This window comes from Pseudoxanthomonas dokdonensis (assembly GCF_001431405.1).
GTDB classification, from domain to species: domain Bacteria; phylum Pseudomonadota; class Gammaproteobacteria; order Xanthomonadales; family Xanthomonadaceae; genus Pseudoxanthomonas_A; species Pseudoxanthomonas_A dokdonensis.
Map to the genome: position 1 here is coordinate 96046 of NZ_LDJL01000001.1, position 26019 is coordinate 122064.

Consider the following 26019-nt stretch of genomic DNA (forward strand, 5'->3'; position numbering starts at 1 on the left):
CGGGCCTACTGGGTGCATATGTGAATCAACGGCGGGTGGACGCAGCCACCCGCCGTGCCGTACTCAGAACTTCAGCGACACCACCAGCTGCGCATAGCGTGGCGCCTGGAACGAAGTACCGACGTTGAAGAACTCGTTCAAATCCGGCTGGCTGGCATCGTCCGGGTCCATGCCGATGCTGGTCTGCAGATCCTGATCGACGCGGATCTTCTTCTGCTGGTTGAGCAGGTTGTAGACCGCGAACTTGACGCTGAGATCGGTATCGCCGAACGAATGCAGCCAGGTCACGCTGGTGCCGACGTTGTAGGTCCATGGCAGGCGACCATAACCACCGCGCTCGGACAGCTCGTAGACGCGCTCGGAGATGTCGCCCGAATCGCAGCCCTGCACGCAGATGTAGTAGCTGTGATAGCTCTGCGCGTCGTAGGGGTTGCCGACGCCAAAGCCGGTGATCGGGCCACCGGATTGCGCGTCCAGCGTCGCCGCGACCTGCCAGCTGTCGGTGATCGCGTAGGTGCCACGCAGTTTCAGCTGGTGCTCGCGATCATTGGCCAGCGGCCCATAACCGTTGAGATTCACCCACGGATCATCAAAGTTCTCGGTACGGCCGGTATCACCGAAGTTGGTGTCCGAGTTGACCGGGCCTTCCGCGTTGCCCTCGCTCTTGGACCAGGTATAGGACGCATTGAAGGCCCACTTCTGATCCCAGGCGCGATCCAGTTGCAACTCAACGGCTTTGTAGGTGCGCTTGGGCTTCTCCCAGCCGCGCTGGCCGAGATAGTTGCCATCTTCGTCGTACAACGCCCAGCCTTCCTTCGACGTATCAACGTTGACCCAACCCATGGTGCCATCGCAATCGGTATCGCCCCACACGGTGACCTGTTCGCCCGGATTGGCCATCACCCAGCCGACATAACCGGCTTCGCCGCACTTTCCGGTGGCGCTGATTTCCATGTCATCGATGGCGTTGTTGAGACGGCGGTAGATACCGCGCACGCCCCATGACCAGACTTCATTGAGCATGCTCTGGAAGCCGAGGATGGCCTCGTCCTGATAGACCGGATCCATATCGCGATCAACTTCCGAACGCAGATCGCCGACCGTGCCATCACCCTGCGACACATCGACGGTGCCTACCTGCGGCCCCAGGCGCGGGAACAGGTACTGGTTGCCGTTGAGCTCACGCACTTCCCAGCCGTCGAAGGCGTAATAGGTACGCTCGTCGAGCAGACCACCGGCTTGCTTGATGTTGATGACGTTGGCCACCGGCAGGAAGTAGCGGCCGACATTACCAAACAGTTTGGTGCTGCCATCCCCGCGCATGTCCCAGGCGAAGCCGAAGCGCGGTGCCCACATGTCGTCCATTTTGATATAGCTGTTGCCGGCCGCGTCCTTGTTGTCGAAGGACTCGTTGCGAATGCCCAGGTTCAGCACCAGATTGTCGGTGACCGACCAGTTGTCTTCCAGGTAATAGGCGGCGTTGGTGCTTTCGAAATTACCGGAGATTTCGTTGCGGCGGGCACGTACATAGCCGCTGTAGCCAGCCGGCACCGTGCCCCCCGGTGGGTTCGGGATGGAGGAGCCCAGGTAAACGTTGTAGTACAGGGCGCCCGGACCTGCGTAGTACTGGTTGTGTTCGGACGTATTGACTTCGTGGTCGTAGCCGAAGCGCAGCAGGTGATCACCCAGGCTCCATTCGAAATCGGCACGCCCCTGTTCACGCAGATCATTGCGGTCGAACACGGTGGAGTTGGTGCTGCAACCCAGGCGATAGCCTGCCGGCGTTGGCACGCCGTTGGCGGCGACAACACGATTGCATTCCAGGTCCAGCTGCGAGCGATTGAACGAATTACGCTCGTTCTCACCGTACATCAGCTTCATCGACAGATTGCTGGTGAAGTTCGAGGTCCAGCTCAGCGCCCAGTTGTCGCCACCGGTATCGCTGTAGATCTCGTTACTGAAAGCGCCGGTGCGGGAGGTCTCGTAGTCGTAGGAGTATTCGCGCCCGACTGCGGAATTCTTGTCCGAAAACGCCATCAGGCTGAGGATGTTGTTGTCGGTGACGTACCAGTCCAGGGTGCCACCCCAGAAACCGTCGTCGGATTCGGTACGGGTGATCGAGGCGCCTTCGTCGTCGGTGTTGGTCGGTGAGTAATCACGCGTTTCGTACAAGGCGAAGAAGAACAGACGGTCCTTGATCAAGGGACCGGAGGCCCAGACGTCGAGCTTGTTGGTCTGGTAGTTGTCGCGGCTGGTGGTCAGATAGCGCTCGCCGTCGAAATAGTGGTCATCACCATTGGCCTGCCAGCCACGCGGCTCCAACGTCAGCTCGGCACCGGCCTTGAATTCATTGCCACCGGACTTGGCGATGGCGTTGACCACGCCGCCGGTGGTGCGGCCAAACTCCACCGAGTAACCGCCGGTCTTGACCTGGAATTCCTGGTAGAAGGCGAACGGTGCCTGCGAAAAGCCGTTGCGGTTGTAGAAGTCGGTAACGTTGAGGCCGTTGATATAGAACGCGTTCTCGGCCACTGACGAGCCGCTGAAAGACAGGCCGCCGAATGCCGAATTGCCCTTGGTCACGCCTGGCGCCAGCAACGCCACCGAAGCCAGGTCACGATCCACCGGCAACCGCGCCAGTTCTTCAGTGCTGATGTTCAGTGAGGTTTCGGTCGAGGTCACATCGACCAGGTTGGATACCGTGGTGCCGACCACCTGCACCGCCGCCATGGTGGTGGCGTCGCCCGCGGCGAGGTTGACGGTGGTGGCGCTGCCGACGGCGACCGTCACAGGGATCGGGTTGCCGCCCTGCGCCTGCACCGTGTAGCTGCCCACCGGCAATTGCGCCAAACGATAGTTACCATCCGCGCCGACGGTGACCTGACGGGTCAGTCCGGTCTGGGTATTGTTGATGGTGATGACTTCGCCCGGATTGGCGCGTCCGACCACCGAGCCGGTGACGCTCTGTGCCATTGCCATCGGCGCCATTGACGCGATGCACGCGCCCAGCGCGACACCAAGCGCTGCTTTCCGAAAATGCTTGCCGTTCATCCCCGCTCTCTCCTGCAAAGGTTGTTGAGTTGTCCCGCCCGCTTGAACGCGCCCTGTCGAGCGCGGCCGTTATTCGCTGCTGCTCTTGACCGGCAGCATCTTCCACTTGAAGTCGTAGTCCCACTGATCGAAGTACAGGTTGCCACCGCGCCATTCGGCCTCGCCGCGCTGCGAGTCCACGGTCTCGGAGCGGAAATGCTGCTTGGCCGGCACCAGCTCACGCGAAAAATCATCGTTGAAGGTGATCCGGTAGGCGTCCAGTCCGCCCAGGTAGAACCAGCGAAGTTTCGGATTGTCCGAATCCAGCTGGCCGGTGGTCACGTCCATCGGCACCCATCCGTACGGCGCCAGGTAGACCCAGCCCCAGTCATGCATGTTGTCGTAGCCGACCGATTCGTCAGAGTAGGTCCAGCCGGATTGCCAGCGCGTCGGAATGCCGTTGTAGCGCAGCAGGGTCATCAGCAGCAGCGTCTGCTGGCCGCAATCGGCGTGCCCGGCATGCAGGGCGTAATCGCTGATGTTGCTGATCGTCGAGTATTCGCGTGCACCGGCCCACGGTGTCTTGTCGACCGCGGCGAACAGCTTCTGGACGATGCGGTAGGGATTGGTTTCGGCGCCGACGACCTTCAGTGAGTAGGCCTTGATTGCATCGGTGAACACGATATGCGGCGGCCGCTCCTGCACGTAGGGCGTCAGCTCGTCGGTCAGCGGTGCGGCGACCACCTTTTCTGGATCGATATCGAAGTAACGGGCATGGATGGTCAGCTCGTAGGTCACCGAGAACTCGGTCGGCTGCCCGGCCTGCGCTTTCTTTTCCAGATAGGCGGTGCGTTGCAGCGTGGTCTCGGGGGCGATGCGGGCATTGTCCGGCTGGCTGGCAACCAGTTGGATGTCTTCCTGCTGGCCGGGGATGGCGCGGGGATATGGAATCCAGGCACGGATGGTTTCGCCCGCGGGGACGGCGTCAGCGTCGACGGTCAACGACTGGGTCACCTGCAGGCGCCGTGGCGCTACGCTGGTGGCGCCGGTCTGCAATGCCTGTTGCAGCGCTTCGGAATGATGCGGATGCAGGTGTTCGAACGGTCCGTCGCTATTGGGCTTGACCGGCGGCGCGCGGCGCGCGGCGGCTTCGGGGTTGACCCGGTAGAGATTGGAGGCCGAGCGGTTGAAGTAGAAACGCGAGCCGTCGATATCCAGATGCTCGATCGTGCCGGCGGCATCCCAGCGATCGAATTCGGCATCGCTCAAATCCGGAATCTGCTGGCGGATGCGGGCCATCACCTGGTTGCGGTCGAGGGCAAAGTCGATACGCATCCGGCGCATCCGTTCGCGTTGGAATTGCAATGCCTGTCTCGTGCTGGCCGACAGATCGTCTTGCTGCAGGGCAGCGTCGATGCGCGCGCTCGCCTGCTGGAAGTGTCCATCATCAATGGCCGCAATAACCGCCGGCAGCGGCGCGGCCTGGCTGGATGCAGCCGGGTCCTGCGCCTGCACCGCCGCGCACAGCAACAGCAGCGCGCAACCGATGGTCAGCCGTCCGCGGCGCCATTGCATGGCGGCCACTGGCCGTGCTCCGATTGCATTCCGGTTATCCCCGCGCTCCACCCGTCCACACCCCCATGCCGACCCTGGTCACATTGATGTAGCACGGTCGCGATAGCGCGTCAATAATTTATTCTTGCCAAACCAGATAAAAGAAGTAAATATTCCAACAGCAGCGGCCGGCTCCAGCCTGCCGCCGGGGGCGTGCCAGCGCAACGGGACCTGGGAACCAACGTCCAGCTCGCCGGCACCAACGTTCGCAGGCCTGGCCTGCCTGCCGTCGCCGTGGCGACGATGTCCTTCCACACCGACAGGAGGTTGCATGCGTCCGCGCTCCGTTTCCCTATCACTGTTGGCCGTGCTGCTGCTGGCGACTGGCAGTCTGCAGGCACGGCAAACCCCGCCCGCTGCCGACGCCACCAGCGTGGTCGGCGTACGCCAGCTGCAACTGACCCCGCAGTACTGGATAGATCGCCTGCCGCAGGCGCAACAGCAGGTGCTCTCGGCCGACGCGATTGCCGAGCAGAATGGCCGGCTGGCACGCATGGATGGCTCGGTCCACGATCTCGAAGGCCTGCCGGCGCACTTCAGCCAGGCCGATGTGCACGACTGGATCGACAGGATTTCCAAGCCGCCCAAGCGCGAGCTGTTCGACGAACACGGCCAGCCACTGGCCAGGTCGCAACTGGATGCAATCCTGGCCAACGCCGCGCTGGATGCCATTCCTGCACAGACCGACGCTATCTATGGCCTGGTGGTCAAGCGTGCCGATCTGCGTGCCTTCCCCACTGCGCAACGGGTATTCAGTTCGCCGGATGGCACCGACATCGACCGCTTCCAGGAAAGCGCATTGTTCCCCGGCACGCCGGTGGTGGTGCTGCACGAAAGCCGTGACCGGCAATGGTCGTTCGTCATCAGTCCGCTGTACGCGGCATGGATGCGCAGCGAGTACATCGCCCGTGGCGAGCGTGAGCAGGTGCTCGCCTATCCCCGCCAATCGCCGGCTGTGGTGGTGACCGGTGCGACCGTACATACGGTGCATACGCCGGAGCAACCGGGCGTGTCCGAACTGCAACTGGACATGGGCGTGCGGGTGCCGCTGATCGACGACTGGCCGGCCGAGAATCCGGTCAATGGCCAGCTGGCCTACACCTCGTACGTGATCAGGCTGCCCATCCGCGACGCCGACGGCCGCCTGCAGCTGGTGCCGGCCTTGCTGCCGCGTACCGCCGACGTGTCCACCCACTACCTGCCGCTGACCCAGGCCAACCTGATCAGCCAGGGCTTCAAGTTCCTCGGCGAACGCTATGGCTGGGGACATTCGTACAACACCCGCGACTGCAGTGGTTTTGTCTCCGAGGTCTATCGCAGCTTCGGGGTGACACTGCCGCGCAATACCAGTGATCAAGGCGTCAGCCCGGCGCTCAACCGTATTGCGTTCGATGAGAACACCAGCCATGCGCAACGGATGCAGGCCATTGCCGACTTGCAGGTGGGCGATCTGATTTACATCCCCGGCCATGTGATGATGGTGATCGGCAAGGAAAACGGCATGACCTATCTCATCCATGACACCACCGGCATCAGTTTCCGCGACAACGACGGCAACGTCGTCCGCCGTCCGCTGAACGCGGTGTCGGTAACCCCACTGGAGCCGCTGCTCTACAACAGCAAGGACTCCTTCATCGACCACATCTACAGCATCCAGCGAATCCGTCGTTAAAGGCCCGCATGAAGATCACAGACATAAAGTTGGGCATGTTGCGCGTGCCGCTGAAAACGCCGTTCAAGACCGCTTTGCGCACGGTCGACATGGTCGAGGACATCGTGGTCATCGTGCATACCGACAGTGGCCATGTCGGCTATGGCGAGGCCCCCGCCACCGCGGTCATCACCGGTGACACCCATGGCTCGATCATCGAGGCCATCACCCGCATCATCGGCCCGCGCCTGATCGGCCAGGACGTGGCCAACCTCAACCACATCACCCAGTTGATCCAATCGTCGATGGAGCGCAACTACAGCGCCAAGGCAGCGCTGGAGATTGCCGTCTACGATTTGTTCGGCCAGCTCTACCAGGCACCGCTGTACAAGATCCTGGGCGGCGGCGACCCGGTCATCACCACCGACATCACCATTAGCGTGGATTACATCGACAAGATGGTGGCCGACTCGATCAGCGCGGTGGATCGCGGTTTCGAGTCGCTGAAGATCAAGGTCGGCAAGGACATCGGCCTGGATATCGAGCGGGTCAAGGCAATCTATTCCGCGGTCGAGGGCCGTGCCCTACTGCGGCTGGATGCCAACCAGGGCTGGACCGCCAAGCAGGCGGTGTTCGCGATGCGCAACCTGGAAGAGTCCGGAGTGGTGCTGGAACTGCTGGAGCAGCCGGTCAAGGCACGCGACATCGACGGGCTCAAATATGTGACCGATCGCGTGCATACGCCGGTAATGGCCGATGAAAGCGTATTCGGGCCGACCGAGGTGATCGACCTGATCAAGATGCGCGCGGCCGATATCATCAACATCAAGCTGATGAAGACCGGTGGCATCTCCAATGCCATCCGCATCGCCGACATTGCCGCGCTGTATGGCGTTGAATGCATGATTGGCTGCATGATCGAAACCAGCATCAGCGTCGCCGCGGCCGTGCACGTGGCGGTGGCCAAGTCCAGCGTCATCACCAAGGTCGATCTGGACGGGCCGTCGCTGTGCCAGTTCAATCCGGTCGATGGTGGGGTTATCTTCAACGAATCGGAGATTTCCATCACCGATGCGCCGGGGCTTGGCATCCGCGATATCCGCGGGCTGGAACTGCTGCCAGCCCAGGCCTGAACACCGCCACCACCGTACAGGGACGCAAGCCAAACACGATGCCGCCACTGGTCAAAATCCGATCCGAACGCGACCAGATGTCGGCGATCGAGCGCCGCATCGCCGACTTCATCCTCGACAATGCGCATCTGCTGCGCGACTACTCCTCGCAGCAACTGGCCAGCGCGCTCGGCATCAGCCAGTCCAGCGTGGTCAAGTTCGCCCAGAAATGCGGCTTCAAGGGCTACCCGGACCTGAAGTACTCGATCGGCGCGGCGGTTGCCCGCAATGGCGGCGGCGACGAAGAACAGCAGCCGGCCTCCGTCGAGGATGATGACGCGCTGCATGTCATCGAGACCCTGCGCCGGGCCAAGCTGGAATCGGAAGAAGAAACCGGCCTACTCAATCCCACTCCGGTGCTGGAGCATATTGCCGCAACGCTCGCCACCGCTGAGCGGATATTCGTGTGCGGGCTGGGCGAGGACGGACTGGTGGCGCGCGAGTTCGCACTCAAGCTGTCGCTGCTCGGCCTGTTGACGGTGCAGCATGCCGACCCGGTGTTGATGATGGCCAACCTGGCCACGGTGGGCCCACGCGATGTGTTGCTGTTGTTTTCCGAACATGGCGAGCTGCCGCAGTTATCGCAGATCAGCCGGCTGTTCCAGGATGACGGCGGCCGTGTGGTGTCGGTCACCCGCCATACCGCCAATCCATTGCGCGCGCACGCGGATGCTTCGCTGGCGGTGTCGGCCCATCACGCCATGCCACACATCGAGCAGATGTTGTACCGTGCTTCGGTGCAGTATTTGCTGGATGTGGTATTCGCACTGCTTTGCCATGCCTATCCGGAGCGCCGAGGGCAGCTGGATATCAACCTGGAACGCATGCACCACATGATTCATTCCTGATCCGCCGCGCCGAGGACCCAAGCCGATGCTGTTTTCCGTGTTTCGCCGCGTGTGCGCCCGTCGCCACGCCATATTGCTGGCCGGGATTCTGGGCAGCATGGGTCTGGCCGGTTGCAGCCATGCGCCGTCTGCCAGCTCCGATACATCGGCTGCTGCCGCACTGCCGTGGGCCGATGCCGGGCAGCTGGTGCTGGTGCTGACCGCCGGTTGGGATGACAACCAGGGCCGGCTGCAGACGTTCGAACGGTCCGCCGATGGCTGGCGCGCTACCGCCGACAGCACCGCGATAACCATCGGCCGCAACGGCGCGGCCTGGGGCATCGGCCTGCATCCGCAACAGGCGGACGGCCCACGCAAGCAGGAAGGTGATGGGCGGGCGCCGGCGGGTGTGTTCGAACTGGGCCCCGCCTTCGGCTACGCATCGACCGTGGCCACCGCACTCGATTACCAGCCGATGGCCGACAGCCATTATTGTGTGGACGTGGTCGGCTCGCCGCTGTACAACCAGATTGTCGACAGCCGCGTCACCGGAGCCGCCGCCGTGAAGGATTCCACCGAGCCGATGCGCCGTGACCTGCACGCCGACGGTGACCAGCGTTATCGCGAGGGCTTCGTGATCCGCCACAATCCGGACAATCTGGATGGCCAGGGCAGTTGCATCTTTGCCCACTTGTGGAAAGCACCGGGCGAGCCGACCGCCGGCTGCACGGCGATGCCGGCAGCGGTCATGGATCGGCTGCTGGGCTGGTTGCAGCCGCAGCGCAGGCCGGTGTTCGTCCTGTTGCCGCAGGCCGAGTACCAGCGTCTGCAAGCCGCCTGGAACCTGCCAACGATGACGGTGCAGCCATGAGCGGCGCCGACAACCAGGCCAGCCTGGTTCGCGCGGTCAGTCGTTGGCAGATCGTTGGCCTGTCGGTCAACGATGTGATCGGCAGCGGCATCTATCTGTTGCCGGCTGCGACCTTTCTGCTTCTGGGGCCTTCCAGCGTCTGGGCGGTGTTGCTGGCCGGGCTGGCGGTGACGTTGCTGGTGCTGTGCTACGCGCAGGCAGCGAGCTATTTCGATGAACCCGGCGGCAGCTATCTGTATGCACGCGAAGCCTTCGGTCCGTTCGTCGGTTTCGAGATTGGCTGGATGGTATGGCTGACCCGCATTGCCTCGGCAGCCGCGCTCAGCAATGGCCTGGCCGATGCGGTGGCGCGTTTCTGGCCGGCGGCCGGCGGTGGCCTGGGACGGCTGGCGGTGGTGGTCGGTTCGCTCGGCTTTCTGACCATCGTCAATGTCATTGGCGTGCGCTCGGCGGCGCGGACCGGGGTAGTGCTGGTGATCGGCAAGCTGCTGCCGCTGGCACTGTTCATGCTGATTGGTTTCTTCCACATCGACTGGTCATTCGCGTTGACCGGGGCGCCGCCGGATCTGCGCAACCTGGGCGAAGCGGCATTGTTGTTGCTGTTTGCCTATGCCGGTTTCGAGAACATTCCAACCGCTGCCGGCGAGTTCAAGAATCCCAAGCGCGACGTGCCATTCGCGTTGATCATGATGATCGCGCTGGTGACGCTGATCTATGCGGTGGTCCAGCTGGTGGCGCAGGGCACGCTGCCTGGCCTGGCGCAATCGGCCACGCCGCTGGCCGATGCCGCGGCGCGCTTCAGTGGTGAGGGGCTGGCGTTGATCCTCACCGTCGGCGCGACCATCTCGATTCTCGGCACCAACAGCAACACCATGCTGTTCGGTCCACGTGTGCTGTTCGCGCTGGCACAGGACGGCTATGGTCCACGCATGCTGGGCCAGGTTCATCCGCGCTTCCGCACGCCCGCCGCGGCCATCATCGTGCAGGGCCTACTGGCGCTGGCACTGGCGCTGTATGGCTCGTTCGTCGGACTGGCGTTGTTGTCGGTGGTTGCACGCCTGTGCGCCTACATCGGCACCGCGGCGTCGTTGCTGGTGCTGCAGCGGCGCTATGCTGATCGTCCTGGCGCCTTGCAGTTACCGGGCGGCTGGTTGATTCCGGTCGCCGCACTGCTGCTGTCGATTGCCCTGCTGGCCAGTGCCACCCTGGGCAACCTGATGGCGGCGGCGGCGGCGTTGATGTTTGGTGCGGTGATCTACATGTTCCGGCGCCGGCCGGACGAGCGCACCGACCAGCATTGATCCGCAGTGGCGGCGGCAGCTGAGCGCTGCCTCGACTACCGCCAGGACTCGAAGCCGACCCCGTCCAGCCCGGCCATTGGCGGACATGGTGATCGCATCGCAAGGCGATGCGGTCGGCGGCTCAGTAGCTGCCGACCACGTTGAGGAACCAGCCCTTGTGGTCGTAATCGAAGTCGGTCAGATCGTCACTGAACTGGGTGAAGTTGTAACCCACGCCGAGCCGGAAGTTCTGGCCGATGTCGCGATCCAGGCCCACCAGCCAACCGTCGGTGGTGCCACCATCATCGACATCCAGCCAGCGGTACTCGGCCAGCGCATGCCATTGCTGGCGCAGTTCGTAACGGAGCTGGGCGGCGGCGAAGGTGGTGGCCGAATCGAACCACGCGCCGGTCCCGCGGCCAAAGCGCACTTCGCCTTCGCGCCGCGCGACCTTGCCCGAAAATTCCCAGTGCTGGTCACGCTTGTAAGTGCCTTCCATCGACAGCACCTGGGTTTTCTGGTCGTAGTCGTTGCCACCTTCCTGACCCAGCGTGGACAGGTCATACAGATAGGTATAACGCCCGAACCACTGCCAGCGCAGGCTGTTCCACGGGCGCCAGGCGAAACCTGCATTGCCTTCGATGAAACGGGCGCTGGCCTGACCATCAATGTTGTCTTCGGTGTCGGCGTAATTCAGGCGCGCGGCAATGCGGAAGCTCTCGCTGAGCTTGTGCACCAGGCGATTGGTGCTGACCCACTGGTCGCGATCCTCGGCACCGCGGTCACGCCGGTATTCGAGCTTGCTCTGCCAATCAGTGTCGGCTGAGGTGCGGCCGCCGTTGAGGCTGACCGCGCTGCGATCGACCTGACCGCCGGTGACCGTGGTCAACTCGCCATCCTGCAGGGTGAAGCCCAGGTTCCAGCCCAGGCCCGGATAGAAGTCCATGCCGAAGGTGTTGGCCAGGCCGGACTGACCGTTGGGATCTTTCAGGTACTGGCTTTCGTTGAACAGGTTGACCTGCTGCGACAGGCGCCAGCGCTGGCCCAGCGTCCAGCCGTTCTGGCGGTTGGGATTGAACAGCGAATCGTAGGCGGTGGTGTCGGTGGAGAAGGTGTAGCTGCCGTACAGAGTGTGGTCCGGCTGCAACCGGTATTCGGCGCTCAGGGTCGCCGCATCACCGCGGTCACCGGTGCTGACTTCACCACCAATCGAGGACTGGTCACCAAACAGGTATTTACCGCCGACGGCGACCGCGTTGTTGTCTTCGTAGGCGCCGCCATCATCATCCAGCGTCGCCTGGACCAGGCCATACAGTTCCAGCGAGGTGCCGAAACGGTGGTTGTACTTCAGCGCACCCAGCAAGCCGGCGGCGTCGAAGCCATCGCGGCTTTCTTCCACCCGCCGGACTTCGGCACTGAAGGTGCCGTCATCATTGATCCGCCACTCCATTGTCGCCTGCGCCTGGGTCAGCTCGTCGTTGCCACGCTCGGCCTGGCTGTAGCGGCTGTAGAGTTTCAGGTTGGGAGTGAAATAACCAAGTACCTCGGCACCGGTTTCGGTGATGTCCTGGCCGCTGTCGTAGCGGGCAATCGAATATCCGGCGCTGCTGTCGCGCCACCAGGCGCCGGCTGCCCAGTCCTGTTCGGTCCAGCCCAGTTCCTTGAAGTTGGCACGCGCTTCAATCGACTTGGCCTCGCCTTCGCGCGGTCCCTGCGGGTTGAGCTGGGTGAAACTGAGGCCGCCGTTGTCGGAGAAGAACACCGGCGCACTGGTCGACTCGGTCTGCGCATACTCGGCTTTGACATAGGTGCCCTTGCCGGCCTGCAGGGTGACGTCGCCGCCAGCCAGAGTGTAGTCCTCGCCAGCGCGGTTTTCATCGACATAGGTCACGCCAACGCCGAGGTGGTCGCCAAACCAGTGCTTGCCGCGTAAGCCAGCGGTGATTTCATCGTCGTCGAAATCAGTCGGCACCCATTCGTAGTCGACCAGCAGTCGCTGCTCGAAACCATCGAGCGGAGTGTCACGGGTCAGCGTGGGAATGTTCTCGCGGGTGATCTGCAGCAGCGGCCGGGTCAGGATGATCCGGCCCTGCAGTTCGTCGATCTCGTAGTCGGCGCCACGCAACAGGTTGACCCGATTCTCGACCCGACCGGTGGTGGTATCGCGGATCTCCAGCACCACTTGGTCCGAGCCCGGCAACACGTCGGTCTTGCGCAGGTAATACAGGCTGCCGCCGGTACCGATGAACTCATCATGGCCGGGGGCGGTCTGCGCCTGCGATCCAAACGCACGCAGTTCACTGCCCGGGTCACCCCAGGCATTGGTCGCCCGCGAGCGCCAGTTCAGTGCCGCGCCGTACAGCGAGCGCACGTACTGCGAGTACTCGGTACCGGTCAGGCCGGTCTCGTAATTGCCCCACAAGGCCTGGTTCTTGTCCCAGTCGACGCGCACGTAGAAGCGGCCCATCGTGTCGACATCGCGATAGGTGGTCGAGTCATCGCCATACACCGGGTAGTACAGATCCGGATCCAGGTGACGGAAAATGTCGGTCGGATAGGCGCTGCCGAAACCGTCGAACAGGTGTTCGAGATCGCGTTCGGTGGTATCGGCCTGGGCGGTGACCAGATACTTGCCACCGAACTTGGCCTTGCCGTAGAACGCCAGCCGGCCATCGCTGATGACGTCGTCGGCATAGCGCGGGTCAACGTCGGAGGGATCCACCGAACCGCTGACCTCGTTCTGGGCGATGGTCACGTCGGCAATGGCGACGCCGAAGAAGTACTTGCCGGTGACATCCACGCTGAGGTCGTGGTGGGCCTCGCCACCACCCTGGCCCTTGATGCCGATATCGAAGTCATGCACGCCGACCGGCACCATGTACTCGGCGACGAACTTGCGTTCGAGATCCACCGGATAACTGTCGCCATCGATGGTCAGCGCCGAATTGACCGGCAGGTTGCGACCCTGGATACGGATGCGCGAGCCGTAAATCGGGATGTTCTGCTGGCGCAGGCCATTGCCGGCAAAAACGTTGTCGAGCAATCGCTGCTGGTCGGCCTGGTCGGCGGTCAGGGCGCTGCCAAAGCTCTTCTCGGTGGCATCGCGCAGACGCTGGTTGCCGCTCTGCGCCTCCTCCGGCAGCACCAGCTGCAATGTCTGCGGCCAGGTTTCGTCGAAACTGCCATCGGCACTGTAGGCACGCAGCACATAGACCAGTTCGTCACCGGCACGGAAGCGATAGCGTGTTGGCAGTTGCCCATCCCATTCGCCTTCGCTGACCGCGGCCACGTCCAGCGGCAGCTGCGCGATCGGTTCGATCAAGTCGCCGTCGCTGGCGCGATAGATGCTGATCTCGTAGCGATCGACAAACTTGCTGTAGTTGCCACGTGCGTAGAACTGCACGGGCTTGGTGATGACGTTGCCATCGAAGGGCACCAGCGAAGTCGCCGAGATAGACAGCTCCGGCTGGCCCAGGTTGGGATCTTCGGTCGCCCAGATGACACCGCCATCCGGCAGATCGACCGAGAACTTGCCCAGCACGGTGGCCTTGCCCGGGCCTTCGCGGCCGACGGTAACCCGGCGATCGGGCGCCAGCGCCTGCGAGCTGGTGGGCGTACCCGGCGCGGTTACCGGCTGGTCCTCGCTGCGGGTACGCAGCCGGAACAGCAGGCCTTCTTCGTTGCTGCAGCCATTGCTGGTGCAGTCGGCAACCGGTGCCGGATTGGCGTCCACCGCATCGGGCAGGGTGGCCGGCGAGGCTACTGAGCCTTCCTGCAGCGCTGGCTCGCGCGCGTCCACGGTCGCCGCCGGCTCCACGCTGGCGGCGACCGGTTGCGGTTGCGCGGGTGTCGAGCCGGTCGGTGACTGGCCGCTTTCGCGCTCCGGCTCGCGCTCACCGGTTACGTCCTGGGCCACCGCCAGCGGGCTGAGTCCGGCCAGCAGGCTGATCAGGGTGTAGTCCAGCAGTTTCATCTTGATCTTCATGGCTCAGTCCTCCCCTTGCGGTGCGACGGGGTCGACTGGAGCAGCGGGATCATCGCTGGCCTGGACGCTGACTTTTGCACGTAACTCGGGACTCAATCGTTGGGCGATGGCTTCGTACACGGCCTTGGCGCGACGCATGCCCAGGGCCGCGTTGTACTCACGCGAAGCACGGCGGTCGGCATGGCCGATGATGGCGATGGAGCCACCATTGCTGGCTTCCAGTGCCGCGGCGATGCTGTCGAGCAGCGCGTTGTAGCGCGGCTTGATGGTGGCCTGGTCGGTTTCGAACAGCAGCGTGCCCAGCAAAGGTCCACCTTCGGCCACGCCTGCGACCAGGGTGCCGGCGTCATCGGCCTGGGTACGCACGCTGACCGTCAACGCCTGTGCGATCTCCGGCTCGACGATGCCATCCAGCGCGGTCCTGACCGCCGAGGCGCGTTCGAACGCCAATGCTTCGGACTCGCCGGTGGCGGTGATGATGACTTCGCCACCGCGATAGCCGCGCACCTGTTCGGCGACCTTTTCGACAATCGGCAGGTATTCCTGCCTCAGCGCCGCGCTGCCCGGGGTGAACAACACCTCGCCCAGTTCCAGTTCGACCTGCTCGGTGCCGCCATCCATCAGTGCCTCGGGCAGGCGGATACCGAAGTCGAAGCGGGTCGGCACACCGCCGGTGATACGCCGGACCAGCGGATTGTCGGTGGTGAACTCGGCACCGGCCGGCAGCGTCACCGGATCCACCTTGAGGATGAAATTGCGACCCCGTGCCGAATCACCGGCGTCGATGCCGACCAGGTGATAGCGACCGTACTGATCGGTTTCCATCAACAAGCCTTCGACCGAGGCGATGCGTACGCCCGGGATCCCGCGTTCGTCGATGCCTTCGTTGCGGATCCGGTAATCGACCACGTAACCATCGGCGGTCTGCGCGACCTGCCGTTCCACCGTCGGTGCGGCGGCGGTCAGGCCCTTGGCGGCATCACCCCGGGTTTCGATGCGGGTGCTGCCATCGGCGGCCATGTAGAGGCTGACACCCTGATCGCTGGTCAGGACGAAGTCATCGCTGAAGGCCGGCTCGCGCAGGCGCTGGCGGATGACGACTTGGTGAGCCTGTGCCGGATCGGCCAGCGACTGGCGGCCACTGATATTGCCGACGGCAAGCCCGTGCAGCAGCGGCGAACTGGCGTCGGCCACCGGTTGCGGGCCGTCGCCGGCGTCCATGGTGGTGGACCCCGGCACGTAGGCCGAGGCGGCGAAGCCACCTTGCACCTTGACCCCGGTCAGCGCCGCACTGTCCTGCCAGCCATCGCCGTCGCGATCGTTGTAGGTGGTACCGGAAATCAGGCTTTCATCCAGCAACGGGTCGTTGGCCAGCAGCACTTCAGCGGTGGCCACGTTCGAGGCCGGCACGTCGAAGCTGGGGTCGAAGGCCTGCGCCTGGTTGACCTGCACGCCCGGGCGCACGCCCGCGCCTACCCGCATCAGGTAGACCAGGGTCGCGGTATTGCCGGCGGCGATGTCCAGATGTTCGACCCGCAGCGGCGACGAGCCCACCGCGGTGACCGAGTCGTCATCGTCATCGCCCTGCAGCGAACCATCGACGTAAGTGAAGCCCAGCGCCGGGGTGTCGATCAGGTAGCCATCGACCAGATCGATGTCGCCGACGTTCTCGACCGTCACCGTGTAGCGGACCAGGTCACCGATGTTGACCTCGCGCACGCCGGCGGTCTTGGTGACCCGCAGCAGCGCCGGTTCGTTCTGTACTTCAATCGCGACCTCCGCCTGCGCGTTGACCGTGACCGGTTCGCTGGCCACCGTGCTCGAACCCTGGGCCAGCACGGTATTGACCAGGGTGCCGGAATCGGACCCCGCTTCCTGCTCGGTGATCACATGGTCGTAACTGTCGCAGGTCGCGGTCTGGCCCGGCGCCAGCGAGGTCGGCGCACAGGTCAGCACGGTCGCGCTGCCGCCCTGGAAGGTGTCGTTGACGGTGACGTCATGCAGGGTCACGTTGCCGGTGTTGGTGGCATCGACCGAATAGGTCACCACATCGCCGACGTTGCCCTTGCCCGGCGTGGCGTTGTCCACGCTCAGCACCGCGGTCTTGGTGGTGGCAATGGCCGGACGCTGGATGACCGGCACGATGTCGGACGGCGTGCAGCGCTCATCAGTGGAACCGGCCGGGCACGCCTCGGGCGGCAGCGGTGGGCCGTCCGGTGGCGTCTCGGTGGTCACCACCGCGGTATTGAGCACCTGTCCGGCATCGGCGTCGGCCTGGGTGACGGTGTAGGTGCCTTCCAGCACGCAGTCCTCGCCCGGCGCCAGCAACGCGCAGACCTTGGTGTCCGGCGTGATCATCGTGTCGCTGATGGTCACGTTGGCCAGCGGAATGTTGCCGGTGTTGGTGGTGGTGATGGTGAAGGTCAGGGTGTCGCCGGTGCTGACTTCGCCATTGCCATCGGCGTCGTCGTTGGCGGTCATGTCCTTCACGGTTTCAACCGACGGTTTGCTGATCGGGTGATCGGTCGCGCAGGTTTCGCAGACCGGCTCCGGATCACCGCCTGGTGGGTTGCGCGCGGTCACGCTGTTGCCGACCGAGCCGCTGGCGTCGGCATCGACGGTGGCGGTGTAGGTCAGCGGATAGCTGCCCGGCAGGGTACCCGCCGGCAGCACGCAGACCAGACTGCCGGTGCAGTCGTAATCACCGGCCGAGGTCACGCTGCCGAAGGTCAGGCCCGGGGTCAGGGTGTCGGTCAGGGTGATGTCCTGGGTGGTGATCGAACCGGACACCACGGTGGTGATGGTGAAGTTGACCGTCTCACCGGCGTAGACCACGTTGCCACTGGCCGGGTCCGAGATCTTGTTGACCACCGAGGTCGAATCGATGACCGGATGATCGGTATCGCAGACGGTGCAGACCGGGTCCGGATCGGTACCCGGATCCTTGCTCGGCACCACGCTGTTGCCAACCGAGCCGGTGGCATCGGCATCGACGGTGGCGGTGTAGACCAGGTCGTAGCTGCCTGGCACGGTGCCGACCGGCAACGTGCACACCAGCGGATTGGTGGCATTGCAGGTGTAGCTGCCGGCGGTGACCGTGCCCAGGGTCAGGCCGTCGCCCAGGGTGTCGGTCAGCGTCAGCTCTTCGTGCAGGGCGGCATCTTCGATGGTGGTGGTGACGGTGAACGTCAGCGTGTCGCCCGGTGCGACCTGCTCGCCACTGGCCGGATCCGAACGCTTGGCGACGCTGATCGATGACGGTGTCAACGCGGTCGGGGTGACCTCGCTGTCGTCGGCGGTCGGATCGGTGATCGTGCCCGGTGCATCGCCGGTGGCGGTCGCGGTGTTGGTGACGTTGCCGGCCAGCTCATCGTCATTGGTGATGACGTAGGTATGGGCGACCGCGACGCAGCTGGCAGTCTGGCCCGGGGCCAGCGTCTGCACGCGGCAGACCAGGCTGGGTAGCAGCGGATCGGCCACGGTGACCGGCGACAGCACCACGTTGCCGGTGTTCTGCATCGAGAACGCATAGGTGATGGTGTCGCCGGCATCGCCGGTGATGCCATCGCCATTGGTATCGGCCACGGTGGCCGTCTTGTCCAGCGTCAGCGAGGCGGTCTGCGGCACCGGCACGACATTCGGGGTCGAGCACTTGCCATCGGTGCTGTCGCCAGGCGGACAGGCCGGGCTGGTGCTGGTACCGGTGTTCAATATCTGCCCGGCGTTCACGTCGTCCTGGGTGACCGTGTAGGTACCGGTCAGCACGCAGCTCGCGCCCAAGGCCAGATCGTTGCAGGTGGTGGTCGCCGGAGTGATGCGGTCATCGCTGACCACCACCGGGTCCAGGGTGATGTTGCCGGTGTTGGTGACGGTAACGGTGTAGGTCAGCGTATCGCCTACGCTGACAGTGCCGCTGCCATCCTGGTCGGCATTGGAGGCCAGCGCCTTGACCAGGGTCTGATCCGGAGCCTGGGTACCATCGATGGTTTCGCTGTCATCGTTGGACGTGGTGGTGCCATCGCTGGCAGTGGCGATGTTGGTCACGCTGCCGGCATCCAGATCCGCCTGGGTCACGGTGTACGAGGCGGTACAGGTGATCGAGGCGTTCGGGGCCAGGCCGCCGGCCGGCAATGCCGGGCAGCTGACCGTGGCAATCCGGTCATCGCTGACCGTGATCGGCGAGGTGACGGTGACGTTGCCGCTGTTGGTGACCACGTACTGGTAATCCAGCGTGTCGCCGACCGCCGCGTAGCTGGTCGAAGTGGTCTGCTTGTCCAGCGTCAACGCACGCGCCTGCGGTACCGGCGTCACGTTGGGAGCGCGGCACTGGCCTTCGGTGGTATCACCGGCGGCGCAAATCGGGCTGGTGCTGGTGCCGGTGTTCAATATCTGGCCGGCATCCACATCCGCCTGCTGGACCACGTAGGTGCCGGTCAGTACGCAACTGCCGCCCGGCGCCACGTTGTTGCAGGTGATGGTGTTGGGGGTCAGCAGGACGTCGCCCACGGTGACCGGGTCCAGCGTGGTGTTGCCGGTGTTGGTCATGGTGACGGTGTAGGTCAGCGTGTCATCCAGGCTGACGGTCCCGCTGCCGTCTTCATCGGCATTGCCGGTTACCGCCTTGGCCAGGGTCTGGCCCGGCGTCTGGTCGCCAGTAACGGTTTCAGTATCCTGGTTGGAGGTGGTGGTGCCATCGGTGGCAGTGGCGATGTTGACCACGCTGCCGGCATCGATGTCGGCCTGGGTCACCGTGTAGGAGCCGGTGCAGGTAATCGAGGCATTCGGCGCCAGCCCACCGGCTGGCAATGCCGGGCAGCTGACCGCGGCAATCCGGTCATCGCTGACCGTGATCGGCACGGTGATGGTGATGTTGCCGCTGTTGGTCACCACGTACTGGTAATCCAGCGTGTCGCCGACCGCCGCATAGCTGGTCGAAGTGGTCTGCTTGTCCAGGGTCAGGCCACTAGTCTGGGTGACGGTGACAACGGCGTCGTCATCGGCGCTGGTGACGCCATCACCATCGGGCTCCTGGCCGCTGGCATTGGCGCTGTTGGTCACGCTGCCTGCATCAATGTCGGCCTGGGTGACGGTATAGGTCGCGGTGCAGGTGGTGCTGGCCTGCGGTGCCAGGGTCGTGGCCGGGCAAGTGATCGCCAGTGCGCCGCCGGTACCGGAGAACGAAACTTCGTTGATGGTCAGTGCGCTGACCGTAACGTTGCCGCCGTTGGTCACCGCGAACGAGTAGGTGACCTGCTGGCCGGCGGCGGTGACGGTGGCCGGGCTGACCGTCTTGTCCAGGATCAGGGTCGATACCGGGGCGATATCGGTTTCCACCGAATCGTCATCGGTCACCGTGGCATCGGTCGGATCCAGGCCTTGGGCGGTCGCATTGTTGGTCACCACGCCGTTGTCGATATCGGCCTGGGTCAGGGTGTAGCTGGCACTGCCGCAGTTGGCGGTCTGGCCGGGCTCCAGCGTATTGGGGGTACAGGTCAGCCCGCTCGACAGCGGCAGGGTCTCGGCCACGGTGATGGTGCGCAGGGTGACGTTGCCCGTGTTCTGTACCGAGAAAGAATAGGTGATGGTGTCGCCGGCATCGGTGACCGACGGCAATGCGCCCTGGGCGGTAGTCGGCGGATCGGCGGTCTTGGTCAGCTGCAGCGACGGCTGGCGATCAAGGGTGACCACGGCGGTGTCGGGATCGGAGCTGATGCGTGAGCTGCCCGGCGGGGTACCCTGCGCGGTCGCACTGTTGGTGACCGTACCAGCGTTCATTTCCGCCGCGGTGATGGTATGCACGCCGGTACAGGTGGTCTGCGAATCCGGCGGCGATGTCGCCGGGATATCCGCCTTGTCGCAGGTTGCGGGCGCGTCCAGGATCGGATCGGTGATGCCGATCGCGGTCAGGGTGACATTGCCGGTATTGGTGACCAGGAAGGTATAGGGAATGGTGTCACCGGCATCGGTGATGGTCGCATCCAGGCCGAGGTTGACCGAGGGTGTGCCGGCGGTCTTGTCGATGGTCAATGACTGCGACTGCGGCGCGACCGTCACATCGACGCTGTCGCTGGTGTTGCCGCCGGTCCAGGTCGCCTGCGCGGTGTTCTCGATCAAGCCATCGCCACCGCCACGCGTGTCGAAGTCCTCCTGGGTCGCGGTGTAGGTACCCGTACATTCGAAATCATCGCCCGGCGCCAATGCCGCAATCGGCATGGCCGGGGTACAGGTCAGCGTCGCCAGCAGGCTGTCGGTGACGTTGACATTCTGCAGTGTGACGTTGCCATTGTTGACGCCGGTGATGGTGTAGTTGATCGGATCACCGGGGTTGTCGACCTGGCTGACGTCGGCGACCTTGTCGAAGCCCAGCACCGGGTTCTGGTTGATCGGAATCTGCAGGATATCGGTGGCGTTGAGGGTCACGCTGCCGTTGGTGTCGGTTGCCTGGCCGGTGGCGCTGGCGGTGTTGTCCAGCGTGCCGCCGGCGTCGACCTGCGCCTGGGTGACCACCCGCGAGGTGCCGGTGCAGATCTGGTCGGCGCCGGAACCGGCACCGCCAAAGCTCACGCTGGCCTGCGGTTGCAGCGTCGCCACGGTCGGGCAGGACAGGCCCAGGGTCGGATCCGACAGGCTCAGGTCGGTGATGCTGACGTTGCCGTTATTGGTGACCGTAAAGGTGTAATTGATCGTCCCCGGCGCGGTCACCTGGGTGACATCAGCGGTCTTTTCCAACGCCATCGCCGGCAGCCGCACCGGCAGGTTGACCTCGTTCTCGTCACTGACCGGCGCGATGGTGCCGTCACCCGGCACTTCGGCGGTGACCGTGGCCACGTTGTCGATCTGGCCGTCGCCCGGCTGCGCGTCGCTGCTGCCGGTGTCGATATCGTTCTGGGTGACGGTATAGGTATTGCCCGCGGTGCAGGTAAAGGTCGCGGTCGCGCCGGGGGCCAGCGAGGCAATCGGCGTGCATACCAAAGCTGGCAGCAACGGGTCGCTGACCTGCAAGTCATTCAGGGTGACGTTGCCCAGATTCTGGATCTGGAACGAGTAGACGATGGTGTCGCCAGCGGCATTGACCGAGCCGACGTTGGAGGTCTTGGTCAATACCATCTGCGGCGCGCGCGCCGGCAGATCGACTGACCAGCTGTCGCTGTCGGTTACGGTCACCAGGGTACCGTTGTCGTCGTACTCGGCAGTGCCGGTCACGGTATTGACCAGCTCGGTGCTTTCGTCGGTCGGATTGCCCTGGTTATCGATATCACCCTGCTGTACGGCGTAGGTATTGCCGGTACAGCTGAACGTGGCTGAAGCCCCCGGCGCCAGGCTTGCGATCGGCTCGCAGGACAGGCCCGCGCCCAGCAGCGTGTCGTTGGTGATCTGCAGGTTGCTCAGGGTCCGGCTGGAGGGGTTGTTGATGGTGAAGGTGTAGGTGACGACTTCACCGACGCCGGTGACGAAGGTCTTGTCGGCTGTTTTCACCAGTTCCGCCGAGCCAGGGCCCGGGTTCACGTCCACCGCTGCCGAATCATCATCGTCGATGGTGTCGCCGTCGTAGTCACCGGCGGCGGTGGCGGTATTGACGATGTCGGTACCGGCATTGATCTGCGCCTGGCTGACGGTCAGCTGCGCGGTACAGGTGACGGTATCGCCAGGCGGCATGTCGACCGGCAACGTGTCGGCGCCACAGGTGATCGACCCCAGACCCGGCAGCGGATCGGTCAGATTGACGCCGGTGAGGGTGACGTTGCCTGGATTGGTGATGACGAAGGTGTAGGTGACCACCTCGCCGGCCGTGGTCACCGTGCCGGGTGACACCGACTTGTCCAGATTGATCAGCGGCTGCGCCACATCGATCGGCTGGCTGCCGGTGGCGTCCTCGGATGCACTGCCGCCATTGCTGCCGGTGGCGTCCATGGTAGCGGTGTTGTCGATGTCGATGTCGCCGCCACCCTGGTTGTCGATGTCTTCCTGGGTGATGACGTAACCGGTGCCGGTGCAGACCACGTCGGCCGGTGGCGCGACGGGACCGAACGCCACGGTCGCCCCCGGCGGGATCGGCGCGGTGCTTGCACAGCTGAGCCCCGGCAATAACGGGTCGGTGATGGTGACGGTGTCGATGGAGCTGTTGCCGGTATTGGTCACCGTGAAGCTGTAGTTGATCGTCTCGCCGACGCTGCCGGTGCCATTGCCATTGCTGTCGCTCAGCGTCGGCGTCTTGGTGAAGCTCGCCGAAAACGTCTGGCTGGGCAAGTTGACGTCGGTCGAGTCGGTATCGGTGACCGGGGTGCCGTCGTCGGTGGTGCCGTCGGCGGTCGCGTCGTTGTGGATCACACCGTCGTCGGTGCCGTCACCACTGCCGTTACGGTCGATGTCAGCCTGGGTCACCGTGTAGGTGCCGGAGCAGCTGATGCTGGCCCCCACCGCCAGCGTGGCCACCGGCACGGCCGGGGTACAGGTGAAGTTGCCGGCCAGCAACGGGTCGTTGACGGTCACGTTGTTGAGCGGCACGTTACCGGTGTTCTGCGCGGTCACGGTGTAGGGAATCTGCTCGCCCGCCGTGGTCACGCTGGTGGTGGTGGTGCTCTTGTCCAGGGTCAGTTCCGGACGGATGACAAAGGTATTGCTGTAGGTACAGGTGATGATGTTGCCGATGTCCGCCGCACTTATCACCAGACCATTGCTGGGGTCGGTGTCGCTGCCATCGCAGGTCAGCGTGGTATCGAAGTCGCCAGCCGAACCGCTGCTGAAGCTCTCTCCACCCAGGCTGCCGGATTCTTCAATGAACACTTCCACCGGGCCTACCGACGTGGTGGTCGGGAAGGTGGAGGAGAACGCAGGCGCGTTGTTGATGAACCCGGTCGTAGCCGGGATGTCGACGCTGGCACCGGGGCTGGGACCACCCCAGACCTTCTGCACGACCAGCTGCGCGCTCTTGCGATCGTTGGTCCAGGTGCAGGTGATGGGGCCGTCATCCGGCCCGACCGTCAGGGTGCCTCCGACCCCGCCGCCACCAACGACAAAGCCACTGGTATTGGTACAGCTGATGTCGACATCGTAGTTGTTGGAGGTGCCGTTGTTGAACGACTCCAGCATGCTGATCTGGTCACCGATGAAGACGGTCTGCGCCGGTCCGGTGACGGTTTGGGTGGCACTACCGTCGGCAATCGACGTCAGCGATGTCAGCCCGCCAGCCGGTCGATCCGCTGCGATGGCGATGGAATCGCCGGGAATCGCATTCAACCAGGTCTTCTGTATTGTCAGCGTGGTCGTGTCGCGGCTGTTGGTGTAGGTACAGACGATGTTGCTGCCGACGTCGGCCGGCTCGATGGTCAGCACATTGCTGGCTTTGCCATCGGTGCCGGCCAGGGCGCCGCCGCTGCAGGTCAGGCCGACCGTATAGTTGGCCAGCGCGCCGCCGGACATGGTTTCAGCCGGCAGCGTGGCCTGCTCGCCGGCAAACACGGTGACCGCCGGGCCGCTGTTGTCGCCGACCGGAGCGGTGGTGGTGAATGCAGGCGTGTTGTTGACCAGGCCGGTGGTGGCGCCGATCTGCGCCTGGTCACCGGTGGCGCTGCTGCCGTCCCATGCCTTGGCCAGCTGCAGGGTTGCCGACTGGCGGGTATTGGTGAAGGTACAGACGATGTTGCTGTCACCCGGGGCCACGGTCAGGGTATCGCCGGACAGGCCGCTGGTGCCGGAACACGCCAGCGCGCTGGAATAGTTGGCCTCGTTGCCGGGCGTGGCAAACGCTTCAGCCAGCGAGATTGTTTCACCGGCGTAGACGACAGTCGGCGCTGCCGACGCATCGGTTTCGTTGGCGCTGTCGGCGGTTGAATCCAGGTTGATCACACCACTGGTGCTGCCGCTGGCACTGATCGCAACGGTTTCACCCACGGCGGCATTGACCCAGGTCTTCTGCAGGGTCAGGTTGGCCGAAATGCGCTGATTGGTATACGTACAGACAATGTCGGTATCGGCCGGATTGATGGTCAGCGTATTGCCGCTGAGCGGCGTGGTATTGCCGGTACAGGCCAGGGTCGAGGTGTAGTCGGCCTGGTTGGCCAGGGTTTCCACGATCTGGCCCGATTCGCCGGCAAACACCACGACCGGGGTGCCGGTGGTGGCGTTGTCGCCGCTGGCATCGGCAGTCGATACGCCGCTGCTGGCATTGTTGCCGAAACCGGTGCTGGTGACGGTGGTGCTGTCACCCGGCAGCGCGTCCACCCATTGCTTGATCAGGGTCAGGTTGGCCTGGCTGCGGACGTTGAGGAAGGTACAGCTGACGCCACTGTCGCTGGGCATCGTAAAGCTGCCGGACGGACCGGTGCCGCTCACGGTGACCGCCACCCCATCCAGATCGCGCGTACAGCTCAGCGTGGTGTCGTAGTTGGCCGCCGCGCCGGTGCCGAAGGCTTCCGTTACGGTGACCGTGCTGCCGCCGACCGCGTTGGCGGTGGCCACGGTGGTGGTCGCCGGCGCGGTGGACGTACCCGCCGTGATGTCGATAACCTCCGCCGCGTCACCGGCGATCGCCAGCGATACCGTGTCACCGGCGGCGGCATCGGTCCAGGTCTTGTCCAGCGATACCGCGCGCGCCACCGGATTGCTGGTGCTGCACGAAACCGGGCAGGCATCGCCACCGGTGACATTGTTGCCCACCGAGGCGCCTGCGTTGGCATTAACGGTCGCGTCATAGCTGATGACGTAATCACCCACCGCGGTACCGGTCGGCACGGTACAGGTAACCACCTGGCCAGCCTGGCTGCATTCGGCCGGCAGGGTGCCGACGGTCAAGCCGGCGTCGATGGTATCGGTCAATACAATCGGTTCGGTGGTCGCGGTATTGGCGATGGTCGCCGTCAGCGTATAGGTAATGGCGTCGCCGATCGCCACGGCGGTGCCGCTGGCCGGGCTGGCGCTCTTTGCGATGCTGCTGGTCGAGGCCACCACGTCGACATCGGTGGCGGTGTTGTCGGCGGTGTTGTTGTCGGCGGTGGCCGCGCTCACCGTGACCGTATTGGTCAGGTCACCGGTCGCGCCGGCGGCAATGGATGCGGTCACCACGTAGGTCAGCACGCCGCCACTGGGCAGCGTCGGTACGGTCTGGTTGATACTGCCAGTGCCACTGGCCGCCGGACAGGTCGCACCGCCCGATGCGGTACAGGTCCAGCCAGTGAAGGTCGCCGCCACCGGGGTGGTCGGCTCGGGATCGGCGATGACCACGTCGGTGGCTGCCGCCGGGCCATTGTTGGTGACCACAATCGTGTAACTGGTGGTCGAACCGGGCACATAGGAATCGGCGCCGTCATCCTTGCTGACCGCCAGATCCGCCAGCGGCTCGACCTGGACAGTCGCGGTCGAGCTGTTGTTGCTGGTATCGGCATCGACGATGCCCGCCGGCAACGCGACCACGGCGGTGTTGTCGACCTGTTCCTGCGCCCACGCCATGGGCAGGACCACCGAAGTGGCCATCAATAGAACCGCCAGACGTGAAATCCTACGGGATACCGACGTCAGTTTATGCAGGTTCAACATCATCCTTGGACCCTTTCTGGTTTTTTTATCGTGGCGCTGACCTGCCCCGATCTGTAC

Annotated in this window: 9 protein-coding genes; 5 read left to right on the plus strand and 4 right to left on the minus strand. The window is 64.1% G+C overall.

Annotated features, from left to right (window positions below; genetic code table 11):
- Positions 1-63: 63 nt before the first annotated feature.
- Complete coding sequence (locus ABB29_RS00400; protein ID WP_057656631.1) at positions 64-3051, minus strand: TonB-dependent receptor; 2988 nt, start codon at positions 3049-3051, stop codon at positions 64-66.
- 69 nt (positions 3052-3120) lie between these two features.
- Positions 3121-4605, minus strand: coding sequence for a transglutaminase-like domain-containing protein (locus ABB29_RS00405; protein ID WP_057656632.1), 1485 nt, complete (start codon positions 4603-4605; stop codon positions 3121-3123).
- 310 nt (positions 4606-4915) lie between these two features.
- Here ABB29_RS00405 and ABB29_RS00410 point away from each other — a divergent pair, with 310 nt between their 5' ends.
- From ABB29_RS00410 to ABB29_RS00430, 5 genes are all read left to right on the plus strand, one after another.
- On the plus strand, positions 4916-6316 hold the full coding sequence (locus tag ABB29_RS00410; protein WP_057656633.1) for a C40 family peptidase: 1401 nt from the start codon (positions 4916-4918) through the stop codon (positions 6314-6316).
- An 8-nt stretch (positions 6317-6324) separates the two neighbouring features.
- A complete protein-coding gene (locus ABB29_RS00415; protein ID WP_057656634.1) occupies positions 6325-7428 on the plus strand; it encodes a dipeptide epimerase in 1104 nt (367 codons plus the stop codon).
- Between the two features lie 38 nt (positions 7429-7466).
- Positions 7467-8315, plus strand: coding sequence for a MurR/RpiR family transcriptional regulator (locus ABB29_RS00420; RefSeq protein ID WP_057656635.1), 849 nt, complete (start codon positions 7467-7469; stop codon positions 8313-8315).
- Between the two features lie 97 nt (positions 8316-8412).
- Positions 8413-9165, plus strand: coding sequence for a L,D-transpeptidase family protein (locus ABB29_RS00425; protein WP_057656793.1), 753 nt, complete (start codon positions 8413-8415; stop codon positions 9163-9165).
- Positions 9162-10466: an APC family permease gene (locus tag ABB29_RS00430; RefSeq protein WP_057656636.1), complete on the plus strand. Its 1305-nt coding sequence runs from the start codon at positions 9162-9164 to the stop codon at positions 10464-10466. Before ABB29_RS00425 ends, ABB29_RS00430 begins: the two co-directional genes overlap by 4 nt.
- Before the next feature lie 121 nt (positions 10467-10587).
- Here ABB29_RS00430 and ABB29_RS00435 read toward each other — a convergent pair whose 3' ends face one another.
- Together ABB29_RS00435 and ABB29_RS16225 are read right to left on the minus strand one after the other, a co-directional pair.
- Positions 10588-14430 carry a hypothetical protein gene (locus ABB29_RS00435; RefSeq protein WP_083487310.1) on the minus strand — a complete coding sequence of 1281 codons (3843 nt, stop codon included), beginning with the start codon at positions 14428-14430 and terminating at the stop codon, positions 10588-10590.
- A 3-nt stretch (positions 14431-14433) separates the two neighbouring features.
- Entirely contained in the window at positions 14434-25899 is an 11466-nt protein-coding gene (locus ABB29_RS16225; protein ID WP_057656637.1) for a DUF7507 domain-containing protein, read from the minus strand.
- Between the last annotated feature and the right edge of the window lie 120 nt (positions 25900-26019).

Bases quoted from the DNA above. Each gene is read 5' to 3' on its own strand.
- ABB29_RS00400 (WP_057656631.1), bottom strand. From the start codon at position 3,051: ATGAACGGCAAGCATTTTCGGAAAGCAGCGCTTGGTGTCGCGCTGGGC.
- ABB29_RS00405 (WP_057656632.1), bottom strand. From the start codon at position 4,605: ATGCAATGGCGCCGCGGACGGCTGACCATCGGTTGCGCGCTGCTGTTG.
- ABB29_RS00410 (WP_057656633.1), top strand. From the start codon at position 4,916: ATGCGTCCGCGCTCCGTTTCCCTATCACTGTTGGCCGTGCTGCTGCTG.
- ABB29_RS00415 (WP_057656634.1), top strand. From the start codon at position 6,325: ATGAAGATCACAGACATAAAGTTGGGCATGTTGCGCGTGCCGCTGAAA.
- ABB29_RS00420 (WP_057656635.1), top strand. From the start codon at position 7,467: ATGCCGCCACTGGTCAAAATCCGATCCGAACGCGACCAGATGTCGGCG.
- ABB29_RS00425 (WP_057656793.1), top strand. From the start codon at position 8,413: ATGGGTCTGGCCGGTTGCAGCCATGCGCCGTCTGCCAGCTCCGATACA.
- ABB29_RS00430 (WP_057656636.1), top strand. From the start codon at position 9,162: ATGAGCGGCGCCGACAACCAGGCCAGCCTGGTTCGCGCGGTCAGTCGT.
- ABB29_RS00435 (WP_083487310.1), bottom strand. From the start codon at position 14,430: ATGAAGATCAAGATGAAACTGCTGGACTACACCCTGATCAGCCTGCTG.
- ABB29_RS16225 (WP_057656637.1), bottom strand. From the start codon at position 25,899: ATGGCCACTTCGGTGGTCCTGCCCATGGCGTGGGCGCAGGAACAGGTC.